Source organism: Crateriforma conspicua, from assembly GCF_007752935.1.
In the GTDB taxonomy this organism is placed as follows: Bacteria; Planctomycetota; Planctomycetia; order Pirellulales; family Pirellulaceae; genus Crateriforma; species Crateriforma conspicua.
This window is the reverse complement of sequence record NZ_CP036319.1, coordinates 3218300-3238862: the sequence shown is the minus strand read 5'-3', so window position 1 is coordinate 3238862 and position 20563 is coordinate 3218300. Positions and strand designations below refer to the sequence as shown.

Sequence of the window (20563 nt, the reverse complement as noted above, 5' to 3'; positions counted from 1 at the left end):
GTCGCCTTTCGATCCGCGAAAGTAGCGTCCGCACCGGATTCGCGCCACCTATCCCTCAGCCGATCACGATAGCGTCGGGCTGTGGTGGCGAAACATCCCCACCCGCGGCTAGCGCAAAGTCGCCTTTCGCTCCGCGAAAGTAGCGTCCGCACCTGAAATCGCGCCTCTCATTCCTCAGCCAATCGAGATAGCGTCGGGCTGTGGTGGCGAAACATCCCCACCCGCGGCTAGCGCCATGCGGCTCACCCATCGTCGCCTTTCGAAGTTGCGCTTTTCCGGTAACCCGACGCTTTCTGGTAACCCGACGCGTAAGCGAGGAAAAACAGGATATTGCCAACGCCTCGCTCACGCCTCGGGTCACCAAAAAAATCAATGCCTCAGGTAAAAGCGCAACTTCAAAACAGCCGCCCCGCCCTCAACGTCTCTCCAAAACCGCCAGCCCCCCCGATTTCCCCATCGCCGTGAATCGCCGAATCATCCCCCCGGCGACCGGAACCTCCTCTCTTGGCCGTGGTTGAATCAGGATAGAATACACGTCGTCCTTTTCACCCATTGCCGCCGACCAAAGCGGGGATCGTTTGATCGTCAGCCCGTCCACCGCGATGCGTTATCAGCAGTCCGATCCGGACGTTCGCCTGATGATGCGCGTGAAGGAAGACGATGCGGCGGCGTTTGAAACGTTGGTGCGACGTTACCAAACACGTTTGGTGCGAATGATGCAGCACATGGGCCCCAAGGGAATGGCCGAAGACCTGGCGCAGGAGACTTTCCTGCGGGTCTATCGTGCCCGCCATCGCTATCAACCGGGCGCGAAGTTTGCCACGTGGCTGTACACGATCGCCGGGAACGTCGCGAGGAACGCGAATCGGTCCGCCGGACGACGCCAAGAGGTCAGCGAGATCGACGCACCGCTGCCGGACCAGCCCGATCAACCGGCGACGCTGTTGGCCGGGACCGCGGCCGACGCCAGCGGATTGATGCCCGCACGCATGGTGGAAAAAGGCGAAAGAGCCGAGATCGTTCGCGCGGCCATCGAAAGCTTGGGAGAACGCCAACGCATGGCTCTGATGCTGTCGCGTTTTGAAAACCTTAGCTATGCCGAGATCGCCGAAGCCATGGGCATGTCGGCCAAGGCGGTCAAGTCGTTGCTCAGCCGCGCGCGAGTCAATCTGAAAGAACTGCTTCAGCCCTACATCGACGCAGGCGTCCTGCCACAGGAGCCGAAGTGATGAGCACTCAAATTTTGACCGACGACACGCCGGTCGATCCCGACGACGAACAACTGGTCGCCTATTTGGACGGCGAACTGGGGCCACAAGATCGCGACGCGCTGGAGCATCGTTTGATCAACGATGCCGATCTGCGCACGCGGTTGCATGACCTACAGCGTGGTTGGGACATGCTGGACGATCTGCCCGACGTGACGCCCAACGAAAAGCTGGTCGAAACGACCATGGAGATGGTCGTCACCGATGTGATGCGGGCCGGCGGCAAAAAACCGGCGTGGTATCAACGCGTTCCCATCGCCGTCTTCGTCGCACTGGGTTGTTTGTTGACCGCGACGATGGGTTACGCCGCGGTCCAGTGGCGACGCACCGCCATGCTGAATCGGCAACTGGATGATTTAACGATCGTTGAGGACTTGGATGCGTACCTGGACGGCGATGATCTGAACCTGATGCGTCAGTTGGCCGGCATGGACGCATGGCAGGATGTGATCATCACGTTGAAGGAGATCCAGGCGATCGAACCGATCGACACGGGCCTGTCAGAATTGTCGATCGAGCAGCGAAAGACCGCGCTGGCGGAATTACCGGGACCGATCGCCGGTCACTTGGCAGCCAACTGGGACAGCTTCCGCAACTTCGACCCATCGCGTCAAGAATCCTTACGCGAGTTCGCCGATACCGTGGCCCTGCAAACCGACGCCCAGCGCTTGCTGCAAACAATGCGTGACTATTCGCTGTGGAAAGCCACTTTGCCGCCGTCACAGATCGATGCGATTGAATCGCCCGATGTTTCGGATCCCGGCGACGCCGTTGAAATCGAATCCAAACGCCGCGATGCAATTGACCAAGCCATCGCGTACAGCAACCAACGCATTCAACGACAAAGTGCTTGGATGTTGAACGAAGAAACCGTGGACATCTTGAACACGGGTCTTTCGATCATCTTGGAAGAACGACTGAGCGATCCCGAAAGTGCCACATCGCTGTACCGCGACCGTCGACTGCAAGACGATGATTTACCGCCCTTCGTGCGAGAACACATCGATCGAATCCTGTTGTGGGAAATCGTCAGTGATGCCCCGCCCGGATTTGAACGCAACGACGGCGCGCCGAAGCTGACCGACCAAGAATTCGAGATGCTGGAGTTTTGGATCCCGACCAAGGATGCCGAAAACCTGGATATCTTGGCCGGCGACGATCCAATGTTGCGTGCGTCGGTGCTGTCGCTGTGGGCCGAATCGGCGATGCGTCGGTCAATGGACGATGGGCGATCCACGCCGCTGCAGCGTTACCAGATGATGAGCGACTATCAACGGATGCGTTTGGATCTATCCGAACCCGAAAAGATCCAAGAAGAAATCTCGCGAACCCAACGTCGTCGCAGCTTCGGTGGTGGACGCCGTGGCGGCGGCGGTGGTCCGGGGCGTGGCGGTCCCATGCCGCCTCCGCCACCGAACGACGGACAACGCGATTCGATCCAATGATGCGGTGATCGACGGGGACAAGTTTTTTTCCCGCCGCCGCGATCGCTTTTGATCACCTGCGCCGGCCGTCTGGCGGTCGACTTGTCGCGGGGTTTTCTTTCCGATGCGATTCGCCGAACATGAAACAATCCTGTTCGGCGATACTGTTGACCCAACCCAGGTTGCCGATCGCATTCCCGCTGAAAACCCCACGACACGAAAGTCTGCTCCATGAAAGCCGCTTGCGTCCGACGGACCGGTGCCCCCGATGTCATTCAAATCGAAGACGTCCCGTCGCCCCAGGCCGGCCCCGGCCAAATCGTGATCGATGTCGAAGCGGCCAGTGTGAATCCGATCGACACCTACGTGCGGTCGGGCGTGATCGCCGCCGAACTGCCCGCCCCCTACTTTCCCGGATGCGATGCCGCCGGGACGGTCGCCGCACTGGGCGACGGGGTCAAGGATTTCAAGGTCGGCGACCGCGTATGGTGCACCAACCAAGGTCTGGTCGGACGTCAGGGCACGTTCGCCCAGCAGATCGCCGTGGATGCCCAGTGGTGCTACCCCACGCCCGATTCGGTCACCAGTGACGAAATCGCATCGGTCGCCTTGGTCGGCATCACCGCCCACTTGGGATTGTTTCGCGAAGCCCACCTGGAACCCGGAGAAACCGTGTTGGTCATCGGCGGCAGCGGTGGTGTCGGTTCGATGGTCGTGCAAATGGCCAAGATCGCCGGCGCGACGGTGATCACCACCGCGGGTTCAGACGAAAAAGCACAGCGTGCGGCCGACTACGGTGCCGACGTGGTGATCAACTATCAGAAACAATCGATCACCGAAGCAGTGATGCAGGCTGCCCCCGCCGGTGTCAACGTGATGTGGGAAACCCGCCGCGAACCCGACTTTGATGCCGCCGTCGGCATGCTGGCTGAACGAGGCCGGATGATCTTGATGGCCGGCCGTGACGCGCGACCGGAATTCCCTGTCGGTCCGTTTTACGTCAAAGAATGCAGTCTGCACGGTTTTGTGATGTTCAAAGGCACGCCGCTGGAGCTGCGCAAAGCCGCTGACCAGATCAATCAATGGATGGACGACGGTCGTCTGAAAGCCAACATCGGTGCCACGTTTCCGCTGCAGCAGGCCGCCGAGGCCCATCGATTGCAAGAAGAAGCCACGCTCCACGGAAAAGGCAATTTGACCGGAAAAATCGTCGTGAAGGTCTAGCAATCATGAACCAGCCGCCGGCCAAACCATCTTTGTCGCCCGAACACTTGGCCGCCACCCACACGTCCGAATTGATCGGCAAACGTTTGCGTGCCGGCCACAAGCCGGACTATTTGCCCGATTTTATCTATGGCGCGATCGACGGCACGGTGACCACGTTCGCCGTCGTGTCGGGCGTCGCCGGCGCGGAACTGTCGTCGACGATCGTGATCATCCTGGGCTTGGCCAACCTGATCGGCGACGGATTCAGCATGGCGGCCAGCAATTACATGGGCACGCGTGTCGAAGGCCAATTGCGTGACCGCGCCCGCATCCGCGAAGGCTTGGAGATCGACGCTTATCCGGACGGTGAACGCGAAGAGATCCGTCAAATCTATGCACAAAAGGGATTCACCGGTAACGATTTGGACCGGGCGGTCGATGTCATCACATCGGACCGACAACGTTGGATCGACACGATGGTCGCCGAAGAAATGGGCATCAGTCTGACGTACCGGTCCCCGTGGATTGCGGGGCTGTCCACGATGATCGCGTTCCTGATCGTCGGTCTGATCCCGCTGCTTCCATTTGTCGCCGTTTGGTTGACGTCGCTGGAGTTGTCGGCACCCTACGTCGTCAGTAGCGTGATGACAGGCTGTGCGTTTTTCCTAGTCGGCGCGATCAAATCCCGCTTTGTCGAACAGTGGTGGGTCTGGTCCGGTTTGGAAACGTTGGTCCTGGGTGGTTCCGCAGCCGTCTTGGCTTACATCGTCGGATGGGCACTTCGCGGCATCGCCGTTTAATCATCCGTCCTGCCAATTCATCCTCCGGTTCAACATCATGTTTCGTTTCCACGGCACCGTCCTTGCGTTGGCACTTTGGTCGTCGATCGCGTTTGCACAACAGCCATTTTTTCAAGATGGCCACGACCCCGCACCGGCGGGCCAAGCTTGGCAACCGGTCGTCGAATTGACCGACGACTTCGAAGACACGCACTTGGACGCCACGAAATGGCAATCCAATCCGATCGGCAATGGTTGGCGTTGGGACGGGCGTGCGCCGGGGCTGTTTCGCGCTGAAAACGTCTCGGTCGCCGATGGCATGATGCAAGTCACCGTCGGAAAGCTGGAAATGCCGGTCAAGCGTCACGGCCAAACGTACACACATCAAGGTGCGATCGTCCGTTCGCTGCATCCCGGAAAACCCGGCCAGTACTTTGAATGCCGCATGAAAGCCAACCGGACGGAAATGTCGTCGACGTTTTGGTTGATGACCAAAGGCAAGCACGCCAAGAAACTGGAACTGGACATCCAGGAATGCGTCGGACGCACCAGCGAATTGACCGATTCTTGGGCCAAGAACTGGGACCAGATCTTTCACAGCAACGCCATCCACCGGGCCAACCGGAACAACCCCGAAAAGGTCCAGGTTCAAGCCAGCGTTCCGACCGACGTCAAAAACAGCGAACGTTTTTTCGTTTACGGCGCTTGGTGGAAATCGCCGCAAGAAATCATGTTCTTCTTGGACGGCAAACACACCTACACCATCACGACGCCGGTGGACTATGACATCCCGGCGTTCATCCAGATGGCCATCGAAACGTACGACTGGAACCCGTTGCCCGCCGATGGTGGCCTGGTCGAAAGCGGATCGCAGGCCGACCGCACCACGATGTACGACTGGGTTCGGACCTGGCGATTGGACCCATCGGGCGACCGATAAAACGCGGCCTTGGCCAGCGATGTGGACACCCGCGCGGTGAGGTCAGATTTCGTCCAGATTCGGCGGTTCAGACTTCGTCGCTGAAACCCGCGTCAAAGATGCTTTCGCCCATCATCGTTTGCAGGATGACCGGACAGCCTTCTTCCAGCATGTCCAGGACTTCGTCGAAGCCTTCTTCGCCGCCGTAGTACGGGTCCGGGACGTCCTTGGGCCAGTTGTCGTCCAGATAGTCACCGAACATGCGGATGTGTGATTTTTCTTCGTCCGCCATCGCCAGCAGGATCGAGTGGTTATCGCTGTCCATCGCCAGCACCAGATCGAATCGTCCCGGTTGTAGATCCGCGGTGGTCACCTGACGTGCCCGGCTGGTCAACATATAGCCACGAGCCTCCGCGGCGGCCATCATCCGCGGGTCGGCCGGTTTTCCGACGTGGTAGTCGTGCGTTCCGGCCGAGTCGATTTCGACATCCAGGCCGAATTCTTCGGCGAAACGTTTCATCACCGCTTCGCCCGCCGGCGAACGGCAGATGTTCCCCATACAGACGAACAGCACGCGTTTGGTCATCGGACGAAATTCTATTTTGAAAGTACGGCGAACATGGGTGCCCCGGTCCGTGTCATCAACATCGGTGTGGGGCGGTGACGTGCCCAAATCCTAGGCGATGGAAGCTTTCGGCCAAACCGCCGGACTGCGGCAAATCGTCACGATTTCACACCGTTTGTCCCGTCCATCCCAAGTTTCACCCGCAAACTTGGAAATTTGTTTTTAAATCCCCAGGGCCCCCAAAAAGCCCGAAAGTGCACATTTTGAGCCGCCAGGCAGTAGCAGACCGAAGCCTTACAGTACCATTTGAGGGGATTCCTGGGCGGATTCGCACGCATATCTTGCAGGAACCCAACGAGCCCTGAGCACCGATCGTTTGGCGACGACGAGCCTCCCGAAGGGGATTCTAAATTGCTTTAAACGATTGCTTAGGATACTTTACGGCTCACTCGGAATTGCACTGCGACGCATGAGGTACAGTAGTATGTCGATCCGGTTCAGTCAGTCTTGTCCAACTTGCGGCCGACGCGTGGAGATTCGCGCCTCGTTGCTGGGCCACATCGTGGCTTGCCAACACTGCGGCAGCGAATTCGTCGCCAGCGATTGCGACGGCGACGGCCACCAACCACGCAGCACCGAAGAATTGATGCGACGCGTCGATCAGGTGCTGGCCCAGGCGGAGGTTTCCAAAACGCCCCCGGCCCCCACCAACGCTCCGGTGGCCGCCGTTCACCACCGTTAAGGGACGCCTGGTCCACGATCAACGCCCACGACCAACTCCCGCTTGATCTGTTGCCGATTCGGCGTCTCCAACCCAAGCATTGTCATCACGGCCCGGCCTGCACGGCACCGGGCCGTTTTTCTTTGGGGGATGGGGCGATCCGCCGGTATGATTTTGGTGCGTCTTCTTTGTGGCCGTTATCCGCCTGCCGTCTTGCCGGGAATCACCGTGTCTGGCTACTCTAAACGTTCCAGGCGGAGGCTTTTTCGTCGCACCGATCGGCCGTCGGACACGACGTCGACGGCGACCAGAAAGATGCCCGACTTTCGCGGCGGTTTTCAATCGCCCGACCGATCGGACATCCCTTTCCGGTGTGGCATCCAGCCAGACGATGCAACGCCCGTTCCGCCCCATTGCTTGCGGACTATTCTAGCCTTGGAATGCCCGCGCCCTCGGCCGCGATAAAGCCGTTTCAACCATCGGGAAATATTAGCGTCATGCAGGAATCGAAAACCGTCGCGAAAGCCGAAGTCGCCCAACAGCTTGGCGAATTACAAAAGGCCGCCAAGTTTGACACCGACGCAGCGGAAACGCAGGAATGGTTGTCATCGCTGGACTATGTGCTCAAAAGCAAAGGGCCGGACCGCGTTCGATTCCTGATCGATCAACTGCGCGATCGTGCGGCGGCCGAAGGCGTTCCGTTGTCGGCCGACACGGCGACGCCGTACGTCAACACGATTCCGCTGAAAGACCAACCGGCGTATCCGGGCAACCGCGAACTGGAACGACGCATCAAATCGATCGTTCGCTGGAACGCGATGGCGATGGTCGTGCGTGCCAACAAGCGTGGCGGCGGCGTGGGCGGTCACATCAGCACGTTTGCCAGCAGCGCGACGCTTTACGAAGTTGCGTTCAACCACTTCTTCAACGGACGCGGCGAAGACGGCTATTCCGGCGATTCGGTTTATTTCCAAGGCCACGCTTCGCCGGGGATGTATTCGCGTGCTTTCTTGGAAGGCCGGCTGGATGAAGCCAAGCTGGAAAACTTCCGCCGCGAACTGGAACCCGAAGGCGGATTGTGCAGTTACCCGCACCCGTGGTTGATGCCCAGCTTCTGGGAATACCCCACCGTCAGCATGGGCCTGGGCCCGATCATGGCGATCTATCAAGCACGCTTCAACGAATACCTGCGTGACCGCGGCTTGAAAGACACCAGCGGTCAAAAGGTTTGGGCGTTCTTGGGCGACGGTGAATGCGACGAACCGGAAACGCTGGGTGCGATCGGTCTGGCGGCTCGTGAAAAGCTGGACAACTTGGTCTTCGTGATCAACTGCAACCTGCAACGCCTGGACGGTCCGGTCCGCGGTAACGGCAAGGTGATCCAAGAACTGGAATCGATCTTCAACGGTGCCGGCTGGAACGTCATCAAGGTCATCTGGGGCGGCGAGTGGGATGAACTGTTGGCCAAAGACACGACCGGCTTGTTGGCCAAGCGGATGAACGAAGTCGTCGACGGCCAGTACCAGAAGTACACCGGCATGCCGGGCAGCTACATCCGCGAACACTTCTTTGGCAAGTACCCAGAACTGCTGGAACTGGTCAAACACCTCAGCGACGAAAAACTGGAAAAGATTCGGCGTGGCGGCCACGACCCGGAAAAGGTCTACGCGGCTTACAAGCGGGCGACCGAACTGAACAACGGCAAACCGACCGTGATTCTGGCCAAAACCGTCAAGGGTTACGGCTTGGGCGAAGCCGGCGAGGGTCGCAACGTGGCCCACAACCAAAAGAAGATGAACGAAGAGGAACTGTTGGAGTTCCGCACCCGGTTCGGCATCCCGATCAGCGACGAAAAGGTCGGCGAAGCACCGTTCTACAAGCCGCCGGAAACCAGCCAAGAAATCAAGTACTTGCGGCAGCAACGCGAATCGCTGGGCGGATACTTGCCCAGCCGTCCGACCGAACATCCGACGATGGAAGTCCCGTCGCTGGACGATTTCCGCAAGACGATCGCCAAGCTGGAAAACAAAGAAATCAGCACCACGTTTGCCGTCGTGCAAACGCTGGTCGCGATGTGCCGCGACAAACGGATCGGCAAGAACGTCGTTCCGATCGTCCCCGACGAATCACGCACGTTCGGGATGGAAGGCATGTTCCGCCAGTTCGGCATCTATGCCCACGCGGGCCAGCTGTACGAACCGGTCGATTCGGACTTGGTGACCTATTACAAGGAAGCCCAAGACGGCCAAATCCTGGAAGAAGGCATCACCGAAGCCGGTTCGATGGCCAGCTTCAATGCCGCGGGAACCGCGTACAGCTGTCACGGGATCAACATGATTCCGTTCTATATCTATTACAGCATGTTCGGATTCCAACGGATCGGTGACCTGATCTGGGCCGCCGCCGACATGCGGGCCAAGGGATTCCTGATCGGTGGTACCGCCGGCCGCACCACGCTGAACGGCGAAGGCTTGCAACACCAGGACGGACACAGCCTGCTCAACGCGATCGCGTTCCCCACCGTTCGCGCCTACGATCCGGCGTTCGCTTATGAAGTCGTCGTGATCATCCAAGAAGGCCTGCAACGGATGTACGCCGACGGCGAACAGTGCATCTATTACATCACCGCCGAAAACGATCCGTACAACCACCCGGAAATGCCCGAGGGTTGTGAAGAAGGCATCATCAAGGGGATGTACAAGTTCCGATCCAAGGACGTCGACAACGCCAAGGCTCGGGTGCAACTGTTTGGCAGCGGTGCGATCCTGAATTCCGCTTTGGCCGCACAAGAACTGTTGGCCGAAAAGTACGGCATCGCCAGCGACGTTTGGAGTGTGACCAGTTACACGCAACTGCGTCGCGATGCCCAAAGCTGTGCACGCTGGAACATGCTGCATCCGACCGAAACGCCGCGCAAGAGCTATCTGGAAACGATTCTCGATGGCGTCGAAGGCCCGTTCATCTCGGCCAGCGATTACGTGTGTGCCTTGGGCGAACAATTGACACCGTGGATCCCGGGCGACTATTGCGTGCTTGGTACCGACGGCATGGGACGCAGCGAAACTCGCGAAGCGTTGCGACGTCACTTCGAAGTCGACGCGGAATCCATCACCATCGCAACGCTCAGCCGGTTGGCCAATGCCGACGTCTTGTCCGCCGACGATGTCGCCGCGGCAATCAAAGAACTGGACTACGACCCGGAAAAGGCGGATCCGTACTATGCATGATCGGCCCGGTGCCGATCCGCATGGCCACGCCTGATCCCCATGCTCCTTTGAACCTTTCGACCTTTTCCGAACACGAACACCATCCCCCCGCATTAGCAACATGACCGAAGTCAAACTTCCCGAGTTGGGTGACGGCATCGAATCCGGCGATGTCCTTGAAATCTTTGTCAGCGTCGGCGACGTCATCAACGCCGGCGACGACATCGTCGAAATGGAAACCGACAAAGCCACCGTTCCGGTCCCGGCATCGGTCGGCGGCAAGGTGACCAAGATCACGATCAGCGAAGGCGACACGGTGCCCATCGGCGGCGTGTTGCTGGAAGTCGAGGAAGCCGCCGGCGCCAGCGGCGGCAGCGAATCGGCCCCCAGCCAACCGGAAGCCGCCCAGCCGGAGGCCAAGCAACCGGAACCCGCCGCGCCGGCGACGCCGGAACCCGCGGCAACGCCCGAACCGGAACCCGCACCACAGCCGCCGGCCGCGGCGACGCCGCCTGCTGCGGCACAACCCGCTGCTCCAGCCCAACAACCCCCGGCTCAACAGCCGCCAGCGGCCGCTCCCGCACCAGCGGCTCCGGTGCAACCACCTGTCGCTGCACCGGTCGCACCGCCCTCGGGTGCCGTGATTGCTGCGGGCCCGGCGATCCGACGCTTCGCACGCGAAGTCGGCGTGGATCTGTCGCGTGTCCAAGGATCCGGCGAAAGCGGACGCATCACCCGCGAAGACGTCTTGGCCGTCGTGCGTGCGACCAGCGGTGCGGCACGCCAACAAGCCGCCGCTCCCAATGCTGCGGCGGCCCCCGCGGCAGCGTCGGCAACCCCCGCATCGCCCACCTCGGCAGGCACCGCCGACGTGGACGACTTTGGGCCGATCCGTGTGGAACGGATGAGCAAGATCCGTAAAACGATCGCGGCTCAGATGCACAACTCTTGGACCACCGCGCCTCGCGTGACCAACTTCGACGACGCCGACGTCACCGATTTGGAACGGTTGCGATCCAGCAGCAAAGAAGATTACGCGGCCCAGGGTCTGAAGCTGACCACGATGCCGTTCTTGATCAAGGCCGTCGCGACCGCACTGCGTCACCACCCGATCATCAACGCCGTGGTCGATGAAGAAAACGGCCAAGTCATCTACAAGGATTACGTCAACGTCGGCATCGCGGTGGACACCGATCGCGGATTGGTCGTGCCGGTGATGCACAACGCCGATCAAATGGGCGTGCCAGAAATCACACGCAGTCTGGCTGAAATGGCCGGCCAGGTCCGCAGCGGCCAATTCGCCGTCAACGATTTGCGTGGCGGCACGTTCACGATCAGCAACTTGGGCGCGATCGGCGGTCAATTCAGCACGCCGATCATCAATGTTCCCGAAGTCGCGATTCTGCTGGTCGGCCGCAGCCGCAAGCTGCCCGTCGTCATGCCCGATGAAACGATCCAGCCGCGTTTGATGATGCCGCTTAGCCTGTCGTACGACCACCGCCTGGTCGACGGTGCCGCGGCGGCACGATTCTTGAACGACGTGATCGCGTATTTGGAAGCCCCCAGCCGTTTGCTGTTGGCTCTGTAACCACGAATCACTGGCCACAGATCGCTCGTCGGTCAGGGCTTGGCGGCCCGGACCGACGTTGGTCCCCGGACAGGTTTCATTTCGGTTGCGGATCCATCACGATCCGCACCGGCAAGAATCCGACGTGTCGAATGGCGGCACCGCCGTTGTAAAAACGCACGCCGCCGACCTCGCGACCATCGATCCGTTGGTGCGTGTGGCCGAATACGATTCGGTCGACTCCGCGTCCGTCGGTCGGATGTTGGTGCCGCATCCAATGCAGCAATCGCCGGCACGTTCGGTCGATCGGATGCACCATCTTGGCGGTCGCCCAGTGCAATCGAAACGCGATCGCCGCATCATAGGCTCGATTGTGCAAATTCCCGGCCGGCCGCTTGCGGCTCCACTTGTGCCGGTACTTTTCAAACGATTCTTGGGTGCCCTGTTTTTCGATCACGTCACCGTGAACAAACAGGGTGTCGGCGATCCGCATCGCGTCCAGCCCGTTGGCCAAATTCGAACGTGAATCGGACCACGTGGCGATGCGATCTTCAAACGGTTGGTGGGCGTCGTGGTTTCCCCGCAGATACACAAACATGTGATCGGGAAATTCAACGCACCACTGGTCCAGCCACTCGATGGCCGCATCAATGGTTTGGTGCGTCGAACCGACGCGGCTCCAGCGAAAATCAAACAAGTCTCCGCCCCACACACACACCTGGCTCCACCGGACCGCTTGTCGGATGGCATGGGCATGTTGATCGGCGACGCAGCGGGAACTGAACAAATGCAGATCCGAAATAAAGCTGACGCGTGCCGGCAACGGCCGATTCTGGGTCAGCGGATGCTGTGTCCAGTGGCTAATCATGGTCAAACTTCAATGCGTCAAACTTCAAGACGACGAACCAGGGGACGTCAAAGTGGCGGCAACCGGAATCTTCCGCGTCGGGATACCGCGACTTCCGTGCCAATGGCGTGCCGGTCACCCGGCGTCGCCCCATCACAAGGATCGAATCATTAGAATCGTTCCAGCCGGCCACCACATCCGCCATCACAGATGATGACCGATCGGCCTTTGGCGGCTCCACCCCCAGTGACCGTATAGTACGACACGATGCGATCGAAACAGCAGCTTTCTCCGGCGGAAGAAGCCCAGCTTCGGCGACAGAAACGCGACAAGAAACATCATCGCAAACGCTGGATCAAAGAAAATCTGTACTGGCTGGTCTTTGCCGGCGTTTCCGGTGTCGCCGCAATCGGATGGCTCAGCTACATCGCGGTCGAACACTTTGCCGGCACGCGGATCGCCGAGGCTCCCGACACGTCATTGCAATCGATGGATGCTGCCCTAGCCGTCTATCGCAGCGGTGACGTGGAAAAATCAATCCAAGACGTCTATCAGCTGACGCGTTGGGAAGAAGGCGAACCGATCACCAAAGCGATGGACTACGCCAACCACTGGCTGGCGGAGTTTCTGGTCGACAAGGGATACCACATCCAAAGCCGCGAAGGCATGTCTCGGCTGCGTCATCATTTGCGTAACGCAGCCGCCGGCGATCCCGAAAACAACCAGCGTGACATCGATGCCATAGTTGCCATGTCTGTATTGGAATCGTCGACCGGCAAGTTGGAAGGGGCGGTGTACCTGCAGGAAACCATCATCGACGACCGCGGTGACGTGCGATTGCCGATGATTTGGTCGCTGATCGAACTGGGCCGCATCGACGATGCCGACCAAGCACTTCAAAAGGCCGAAGAAGCGTTCGCCGCCTCATGGCTGCAATCCAAAGAATCGTTCGCCGCCGGCATGCGGATGGCCGAGTGCCTGATGCTGCAAAGCCGATTCGACGAAGCGATCGATGCCGTCGATGATGTGGTCGCCATAAACGAAACCCAACGTCGCTGTCTGGATCAGATGCGGCAACGCGTTTTCCTGGCCGACTTTGCCGAACGCCACGCGAATCAACGTCCGGAATCCTCGCAGGTCGAACCACTGACCAGCCTGCTGGATCGTTATCCGGACTGTTTGCTGGCTTGGCGTCTGTTACTGCGTCTGGGAACCGGGCTGACGGCGGATGAAGCCGCCAATTTGCAACGCGACATCATGCGGATGGTGCAAGAACCGGTCGCCGCTGCATCACTGTCGATCGCCCGCGCACAAGTTGCCGTTGAAAACGAATCACTGGAGAAGGCGGAATTGTTGGCGCGGCGGGGACTGGAACAGGCCCAAGCCGTCGCGGCCGGCCAGATCGATGCGGTCGTACGGGACGAAATGACCACGGATACAGACACGGCTGATTCAAGCGACGTTTCCGATCGCACCATCCAGCCGCTGCCCGATCTCTCGCTGCGTGATGCCGCTAATTTGGTGCTGGCCCAAACCCTGCTGCTGCGTTATCGCAAAGAATCGCTGGCCGTTGATTCGGATGAAACCGACTGGTCGACATGGTTGGACGAAGCGTCACAAGTCATTGCACCGGTGGCCCAGCGAAACCCCGACCACCTGATCGTTAAATCCACCGAGATCGCGATTGACTGGCCCAAGTTGTCCCAAGAAAAACGCAACGGTGCCGTCGCGACGTTGTATGCCGCCTGCAGCGACTATCCCCGCGACCGCTGGTTACGCAGCGAATTGTCCATCGCGCTGTTGGCACAGAATCGGATTAAGGAATCGTCCCGCGCCAGTATCGAGGCAACGGAGATATCGCTTTCCGGAAGTGATGCCGACCTGGACCGTTTGCCGCGAACGATCAACACCGCCGTCATCGCGGTCGAAGGCGGAAACGATCAAGATTCGGTCATGGAAGTTTCATCCATGCAGCGATGGTCGCAAATTGCCGTGCGTCACTGGAATGTTCGACTTGCCACCACGATGGACGAATTGACCGACGTTGACCGGCAAGGGCGTTTGGGCAATGCTCCGCTGGATGAAACGATCTGGGGCCTTCGCATCGGTCGCTGACCGACGTGCCCGACGACGCGGTCGAACAACGGAATTTCCAGCTTGATGAACGATGTATCCAATGCCCCCAGGGCGACGTCCGACCCGGACGCGACGGCCGGTCGCCTGATCGTGATCGGTCTGGCCGTCTTGGCGGTCACGGCGGGGTTGATCTACTGGTTCTACACGCGTGCCCACGAAACCGATTTTCAACAATCGTTGATCCATTCTCTGATCGCCGGCGGCATCGGTGGATTGGCCGGATTGGTGATGATCCAGATTGGCCTGCGACGCCGTGGATACCGACCGGTGTTGCCCGCGGCTCTGGGGGTCGGCCTGTTGCTGGCGATCGCCTGTCTGCGTTTCGAGGGCTTCAGCGGCGAAATGGTCCCCACCTTTGCCTGGCGATGGTCGGGAACCGGCCGCATCCAGCCAATGCAATCCGATCCCAAAGGCACCTCGGCCGTGGATGCGTCGATCCAGCCGACGGCGGAAGACGAAGCGATCGATTCGTTGCCCGACCATTTGACCGCTCGATTCCCACAATTTCTTGGCCCCAACCGAAACGGCGTTCTGCCCCAACGTCAATTCGCGATCCCCACCTCGGTCGACGAAGTGGAACAGCTTTGGAAGATCGGTGTGGGCAGCGGCTGGGCCTCCTTTGCCGTTGCCGACGGGCTCGCCGTGACGCTGGAACAACGCGACCGGAATGAATGGGTCACCGCGTACGAATTGATTTCCGGTGATCTGATTTGGAAAGTCACCACCGACGCGTATCACTTCAACGCACTGGGCGGCGAAGGCCCACGCAGCACCCCAACGATCGTCGGCGACAAAGTTTACACCCAAGGTGCAAGCGGACGTGTCCACTGCATCCACCTGCGCAGTGGTGATGTCCTGTGGTCGGTCGACTTGTTGGAAATGGCCGGCTGGGATCAATCCGCATCAGAATCTGAAATCGAATGGGGACGATCCGGTTCGCCTTTGATCGTCGACAACCTTTGCGTGCTGCCCTACGGTGCCGATGAATCGTCCGACGATGCAAACCAGCGCAGCCTGATCGCACTGAATGCCGACACCGGCGACGTCGTTTGGAAATCGGGCGACGCCCAAATCAGCTACGCGTCCGCCCAACTGATCCAGTTTGACGGCGATGGTGCCCCTAATTCGCGACAGATTGTGATCGTCAACGAAGTCTCCATCACCGGTCATGCGGTCGACGACGGCACGGTCCTGTGGTCATTCCCGTGGGACGGCGATTCATCGGGCGGTGCCAACTGTGCCTCCGTCATTCCCGTCGGTCAGGATCGCTTCTTGATCGGCAAAGGCTACGGCGGCGGCAGCGCGCTGGTGCAGATGTCGTACACCGGCGATGCATGGGCGGCGGATGAAATCTGGGCCAGCTCTCGGCTGGTGAAAACCAAGTTCAATCATGCGGCGGTCGATGGCAACATCGCCTATGGCATCAGCAATGGCATGTTGGAATGTGTCGACTTGACCGAGCCTGATCGACGCTGGGTCCAACCGCGTCGCGATCGATGCGGCCAGGGTCAACTGTTGCTGTGCCAGGATGTCCTGGTCGTGCAAACCGAACCCGGTGCCATCAGTCTGTGCGAGGCCAACCCACGAGAATTTGTCGAACTCTTGCGTTTGCCAGCCCTGGAATCCAAGACATGGAACATCCCCACCGTCGCCGGACGATACGTGCTCGTTCGCAACGACCGTCACGCCATCTGTTTTCGGTTCCCAGAACTTGCACCCGAGTCCATCGACGACGCCACCACCGATCCAAGGGATCCATGACCCGTGATCACTGACCCACGCAGCATTGACATTGAACCGCTGGACTTTCTGGTCATCGCGCCGCATCCCGACGATGCCGAACTTGGCATGGGCGGGACCATCGCCAAAATGATCGATGTCGGCATGCGTGTCGGTGTGCTGGATTTGACCTCCGGCGAACCCACCCCGCACGGCAGCGAATCGATCCGCCAGGCGGAAACCGCGTCGGCCACCGAAGCCCTTCGTTTGACCTGGCGCGGCAATGCCGGCCTGACCAATCGCAAGCTACAAGCCACCTTGGAAGCCCGCGAATTACTGGCCAGTTTCTTTCGGATGCTGCGGCCGCGATGGCTATTCGCTCCGTACTGGATGGACGCGCACCCCGACCATGTGGCGGCAACGGAACTGGTCGAAGCGGCTCGGTTTTGGGCCAAGCTTAGCAAGACGGACATGCCCGGCGATCGATTCCATCCCGAACGAATCTATTACTACTTTTGTATCCACCTGCGATTGGCTGTTCAGCCCGGCTGGATCGTTGATATCAGCGACCACTGGGACCAAAAAATCGCTTCGGTGATGGCGTACGAGAGTCAATTCATCACCGGGCGGCCGACCGAACCACCGACGATGATCGATCGTGTCCGTGACGATGCGGCGTACTGGGGAAAGCTGATCAATCGTCGCTTTGGCGAACCGTTCGCGACCAAGGAACCACTGGCGATCGATTCGCTGCGCGATTTGATTTGAAATTTGGCGTCGGCTTGATACATGGTGGCAGTGTCAGCGCATGAAAAAAGCCAAGTCGATCCCGTGGGACCGACTTGGCCGTTGATCGATAATCGTCAGACGCTTCCTTGGCGGTTGGATCGTCGGGCGACGTTTGGCTGACCGAACGTCTTGATCACTGTGTGCGTCTTTCCCGCTGACGAGTCTTTATTGAACGTCGGCGGTCAACATCGCCTTGGCGGTCACCGGTTTGTCACCACCCGTTTTGATCACCACCGTCTGTTTTTGAGACGTCGCGGATTCGGTGGGGGTGAACTTGACCGTGAAGATGTGCATCTTTTTGGCTTGCGTGATGGGTTCGAAAGCGATGTCCCATCCTTCACATTCGATCGCGTCGATCGTGAACGGTTCCTGGCCGCGGATCACCAAGCGTTCCTCAACGGCTTGGCCGATCTTCAGTTGCCCAAGCGCCAGCGATTGCGGGGCGATCGTCAACGCGGCGTCGACACGTCCGCTGACGATCAGCGGGACTCGCGGCATGGATCGGTCGTTCGTCGTCACGACGACTTCGTTTTGAAAGAACCCGATCGGTGCGTCTTCGCGAATCGCGACGTTGATTTTGTATTCGACCGATCCGCCGCTGCGTTTGACTTCTTCTTTGCTGGCTTGTATCCACGGCTGGCTGCTGCGGACATCGACAATTTGCCAGTCGCCGCGGCCGGCGTACAGAACGCGAGTCGACTGGTCCACCGAATCACCACGGTTGATCATGCCGAAATCGATTTCGCCCGGATGAAAGACCATGTCGCTGCGGATGTAACCGTCCACACGCAAACGGACTTCGGTGTAATACGGCTTGTCAATCACGACCGTCAGCGTGGCACCTTTCTTTCCACGGAAGGTCGGCGTATTGAACCGAGCCAAGATGGATCCCGATTGACCGGGTTCGATGTACGGCGTTTCGACGATCGGCGTGGTGCAACCACAGCTGGCGCGAACCGTTTGAATATGGATCGGCTGGTTCAGCGGGTTGTAGATCGGAAACCGAAATTCGGTCTTCGCCCCGACGGCGACGGTCCCAAAGTTGTGCGATTTCACCTGAAATGCTTGGTCCGTCCAATTGGCGGCGGCTTGGCTGGTGAAAACGACGGCCGCCGCGGCGACGGAAAGTAGACAGGTGAAAGGCCCGCAATTCATGGTGATTCCCCGAGCGAATGGATCTTGTTGACACCCAACTGTAGGGCGGCGGAAGTGTGAAATTGGGAAAGCGAGCAAAAAAAGGGCCGAAAGTGGCAAAATGAAACCACCACCAGCATCACAGACCGCACCAACAGGGGCCCCTCCTTGCACCACTCCAAGGGTAAGGTTAACGCTCTGGCCGGGTGGGTCAAGTTTTTTGCTGCTTCACGCATCGCCACCGCGTGTCACGGCTGGGCTGGATCGCCGGGTGAACCAACGAAAAAAGGCGGATCGAATCTTCTCTCGAAGACTCGACCCGCCGTCGTAGCTAACGTCCTAATTTTGGTTGCTTCGCCGCGAAGGCGAGGCTTCCAACTTCCGGATTAGCATCCGCAAGCCGGAGCGACGTCGCAGCAGCTGTTGCAGCTACGGCCACCGAACAGCTTGTTCAGCAGGCCTTCGATGCAGCTCTTCTTGGCCGGGCAGCAAGCCGGAGCCGGAGCGGCACAACCGCAACCGGCGTCGCAGCCGCAGTCGGCAGCGGCGCCACAGCCGCCACCGCAGCTGCTGTCGCCACATCCGCATGCACCCATGTCGCTGGCGCTGCTGACGGACGAACCGCAGCAGGTCGGAGCGGGGCAGCAAACGGTGACCGGAACTTGCTTGCACACGACTCGCGGCACGCACTTGGTGACGGTGTAAGGTTCGCAAACCTTACGGCACTTGGCGACCTTGACGATCTTCGTGTAGCACTCAGGACGGCAAACGGTGTAGCAAACTTGCTTGGTGCGGCACTCGGGGACCATCTTGCAAACCTTGTAGGTGCAGGTCTTGGTGCGGCACTCGGGGACCATCTTGCAGGTCGTGTAGTTGCAAACCTTTTGACGTTGTTCGCAAACGTAGTTGCAAACGGTGTAGTTGCAGGTCTTGGTTCGGCACTCGGGGACCATCTTGCAGGTCGTGTAGTTGCAAACCTTTTGACGTTGCTCGCAAACGTAGCTGCAAACGGTGTAGTTGCAGGTCTTCGTGCGGCACTCGGGGACCATCTTGCAAACGGTGTAGTTGCAGGTCTTGGTGCGGCACTCGGGAACCATCTTGCAAACTTTGTATTCGCAAACCTTGGTACGGCATTCCGGAACCTTACGGCACACGGTGTAAGGAATTTCGCGGGTGCGGCATTCCTTGACGTACTTCGTGCAGGTCACTTCACGCTGCTCGCAGCTCGGGACCCAGACCTTCTTGCAGATCGTCTTCGGCGGGCATTGCACGCACTCGACGCGGCATTCACCGGGGGTGTAGACGCACTTGCAGCTGCAAGGATCGTACGACCAAGTGCCGGCTTCGCGAACGACGCGGCGTTGGACCGGACCCGGGATGGTTTCGGTTTGGGTTTCCCACGATCCCGTGTTCACGGTGATCGTCTTGGTGTAGGTTTGCGGAACCATGACGCTGTACGTCTCGGTGCGAACCTTGTTTTCCTTCACGGTGTTGTAAACCGTGTAGTTGATCGTACGAGTTTTGGTTTCGTACGTCGGGACCATCACGGTGTAGTTGATGGTCTTCGTGCGAGTCTCGTGCACGGGCTTCATGACCGTGTAGTTGATCGTACGAGTCTTGGTTTCGTACACGGGCTTTTTGACCGTGTAGTTGATCACCTTTTGATGTTGCTCGTAAACGGGCTTCATCACGGTGTAATTGATCGTGCGAGTCTTGGTCTCGTACACGGGCTTTTTGACCGTGTAGTTGATGACGCGCTGGTGTTGTTCGTACACCGGCTTGTTGACCGTGTAGTTGATCGTACGAGTTTTGGTTTCGTACGTCGGCACCATCACGGTGTAATTGACGTCTTTGGTCCGTTGTTCTTGGACCATCCGAGTCGCTTGAACTTCCTTGTCTTCGTAGTACGTTTCGGTCCGCGTGCGATAGCGAGTCTCTTGGACTTGCTCGTAAACGGTTTCTTGAACCGATCGCATCACGGTGTACGAACCACCGGCAGCCGCGCCGCCGTCAGCAACCACGGCGCCATCGGCAACCGCACCACCTTCGACAACCGATCCACCACATCCGCTACAGCCTTCATAGCTGATCGCACCACAATATGCGGCGCTTGCGGAATTTGCGCCCGAGACGATGCTGATCATCGTCAAGGCAGGCAACAACCACAGCCTTTTCATCTTTAACTTCTCCACAGGAAACAACGCGAGTGTCGCTAGGACGTAGCGTGAGCGCCGCCGAGCAACTCGCTCGGATCGCGGCGTCTGAATCGGAATTTCGCGGCGC

The 20563-nt window shown here is 59.2% G+C and carries 16 protein-coding genes; 11 read left to right on the top strand and 5 right to left on the bottom strand.

All coding sequences use genetic code 11. From position 1 onward, the window contains the following. The first annotated feature begins 602 nt into the window (after positions 1–602). The 5 genes from Mal65_RS12235 (at position 603) to Mal65_RS12215 (ending at position 5617) form a co-directional block, all read left to right on the top strand. Positions 603–1229, top strand: coding sequence for a sigma-70 family RNA polymerase sigma factor (locus Mal65_RS12235; RefSeq protein ID WP_145304866.1), 627 nt, complete (start codon positions 603–605; stop codon positions 1227–1229). Continuing rightward, a complete protein-coding gene (locus Mal65_RS12230; RefSeq protein WP_145297833.1) occupies positions 1229–2713 on the top strand; it encodes an anti-sigma factor family protein in 1485 nt (494 codons plus the stop codon). Before Mal65_RS12235 ends, Mal65_RS12230 begins: the two co-directional genes overlap by 1 nt. A gap of 210 nt (positions 2714–2923) precedes the next feature. Then, positions 2924–3916, top strand: coding sequence for an NADPH:quinone reductase (locus tag Mal65_RS12225; protein ID WP_145297830.1), 993 nt, complete (start codon positions 2924–2926; stop codon positions 3914–3916). Between the two features lie 5 nt (positions 3917–3921). Then, the gene (locus tag Mal65_RS12220) at positions 3922–4698 is read left to right on the top strand and encodes a VIT1/CCC1 transporter family protein (RefSeq protein WP_145297827.1); all 777 of its coding nucleotides are present in this window, start codon (positions 3922–3924) and stop codon (positions 4696–4698) included. 37 nt (positions 4699–4735) lie between these two features. Further along, a complete protein-coding gene (locus Mal65_RS12215; protein ID WP_145297824.1) occupies positions 4736–5617 on the top strand; it encodes a LamG domain-containing protein in 882 nt (293 codons plus the stop codon). 67 nt (positions 5618–5684) lie between these two features. On the opposite strand, the gene Mal65_RS12210 is transcribed toward Mal65_RS12215, so the two are convergent. Beyond that, the gene (locus tag Mal65_RS12210) at positions 5685–6182 is read right to left on the bottom strand and encodes a low molecular weight protein-tyrosine-phosphatase (protein WP_145297821.1); all 498 of its coding nucleotides are present in this window, start codon (positions 6180–6182) and stop codon (positions 5685–5687) included. 508 nt (positions 6183–6690) lie between these two features. On the opposite strand from Mal65_RS12210, the gene Mal65_RS12205 reads away from it, so the two are divergent. From Mal65_RS12205 to Mal65_RS12195, 3 genes are all read left to right on the top strand, one after another. Next, a complete protein-coding gene (locus tag Mal65_RS12205) occupies positions 6691–6903 on the top strand; it encodes a hypothetical protein (RefSeq protein ID WP_196784787.1) in 213 nt (70 codons plus the stop codon). A 476-nt stretch (positions 6904–7379) separates the two neighbouring features. Beyond that, positions 7380–10109 (top strand): pyruvate dehydrogenase (acetyl-transferring), homodimeric type, encoded by a 2730-nt coding sequence (gene aceE, locus Mal65_RS12200; RefSeq protein WP_145297818.1) that lies wholly within the window; start codon positions 7380–7382, stop codon positions 10107–10109. Between the two features lie 100 nt (positions 10110–10209). Continuing rightward, positions 10210–11676, top strand: a complete 1467-nt coding sequence (locus Mal65_RS12195; protein ID WP_145297815.1) for a 2-oxo acid dehydrogenase subunit E2 — start codon at positions 10210–10212, stop codon at positions 11674–11676. Positions 11677–11752: 76 nt separating this feature from the next. Here the strand turns inward: Mal65_RS12195 and Mal65_RS12190 are convergent, their stop codons facing one another. Both Mal65_RS12190 and Mal65_RS26465 read right to left on the bottom strand, forming a co-directional pair. Next, entirely contained in the window at positions 11753–12523 is a 771-nt protein-coding gene (locus Mal65_RS12190; protein WP_145297812.1) for a metallophosphoesterase, read from the bottom strand. Then, complete coding sequence (locus Mal65_RS26465) at positions 12516–12707, bottom strand: hypothetical protein (protein WP_165701224.1); 192 nt, start codon at positions 12705–12707, stop codon at positions 12516–12518. Before Mal65_RS26465 ends, Mal65_RS12190 begins: the two co-directional genes overlap by 8 nt. A gap of 62 nt (positions 12708–12769) precedes the next feature. On the opposite strand from Mal65_RS26465, the gene Mal65_RS12185 reads away from it, so the two are divergent. The 3 genes from Mal65_RS12185 (at position 12770) to Mal65_RS12175 (ending at position 17125) form a co-directional block, all read left to right on the top strand. Continuing rightward, positions 12770–14617 (top strand): hypothetical protein, encoded by a 1848-nt coding sequence (locus tag Mal65_RS12185; protein ID WP_145297809.1) that lies wholly within the window; start codon positions 12770–12772, stop codon positions 14615–14617. Between the two features lie 45 nt (positions 14618–14662). Next, complete coding sequence (locus Mal65_RS12180) at positions 14663–16399, top strand: BamB-related PQQ repeat family beta-propellar protein (protein WP_196784786.1); 1737 nt, start codon at positions 14663–14665, stop codon at positions 16397–16399. A gap of 87 nt (positions 16400–16486) precedes the next feature. Beyond that, on the top strand, positions 16487–17125 hold the full coding sequence (locus Mal65_RS12175; RefSeq protein WP_390621837.1) for a PIG-L family deacetylase: 639 nt from the start codon (positions 16487–16489) through the stop codon (positions 17123–17125). Positions 17126–17311: 186 nt separating this feature from the next. On the opposite strand, the gene Mal65_RS12170 is transcribed toward Mal65_RS12175, so the two are convergent. Both Mal65_RS12170 and Mal65_RS12165 read right to left on the bottom strand, forming a co-directional pair. Next, the gene (locus Mal65_RS12170; RefSeq protein WP_145297803.1) at positions 17312–18301 is read right to left on the bottom strand and encodes a DUF1573 domain-containing protein; all 990 of its coding nucleotides are present in this window, start codon (positions 18299–18301) and stop codon (positions 17312–17314) included. Between the two features lie 365 nt (positions 18302–18666). Continuing rightward, the gene (locus Mal65_RS12165) at positions 18667–20457 is read right to left on the bottom strand and encodes a hypothetical protein (RefSeq protein ID WP_145297800.1); all 1791 of its coding nucleotides are present in this window, start codon (positions 20455–20457) and stop codon (positions 18667–18669) included. Positions 20458–20563 lie beyond the last annotated feature (106 nt).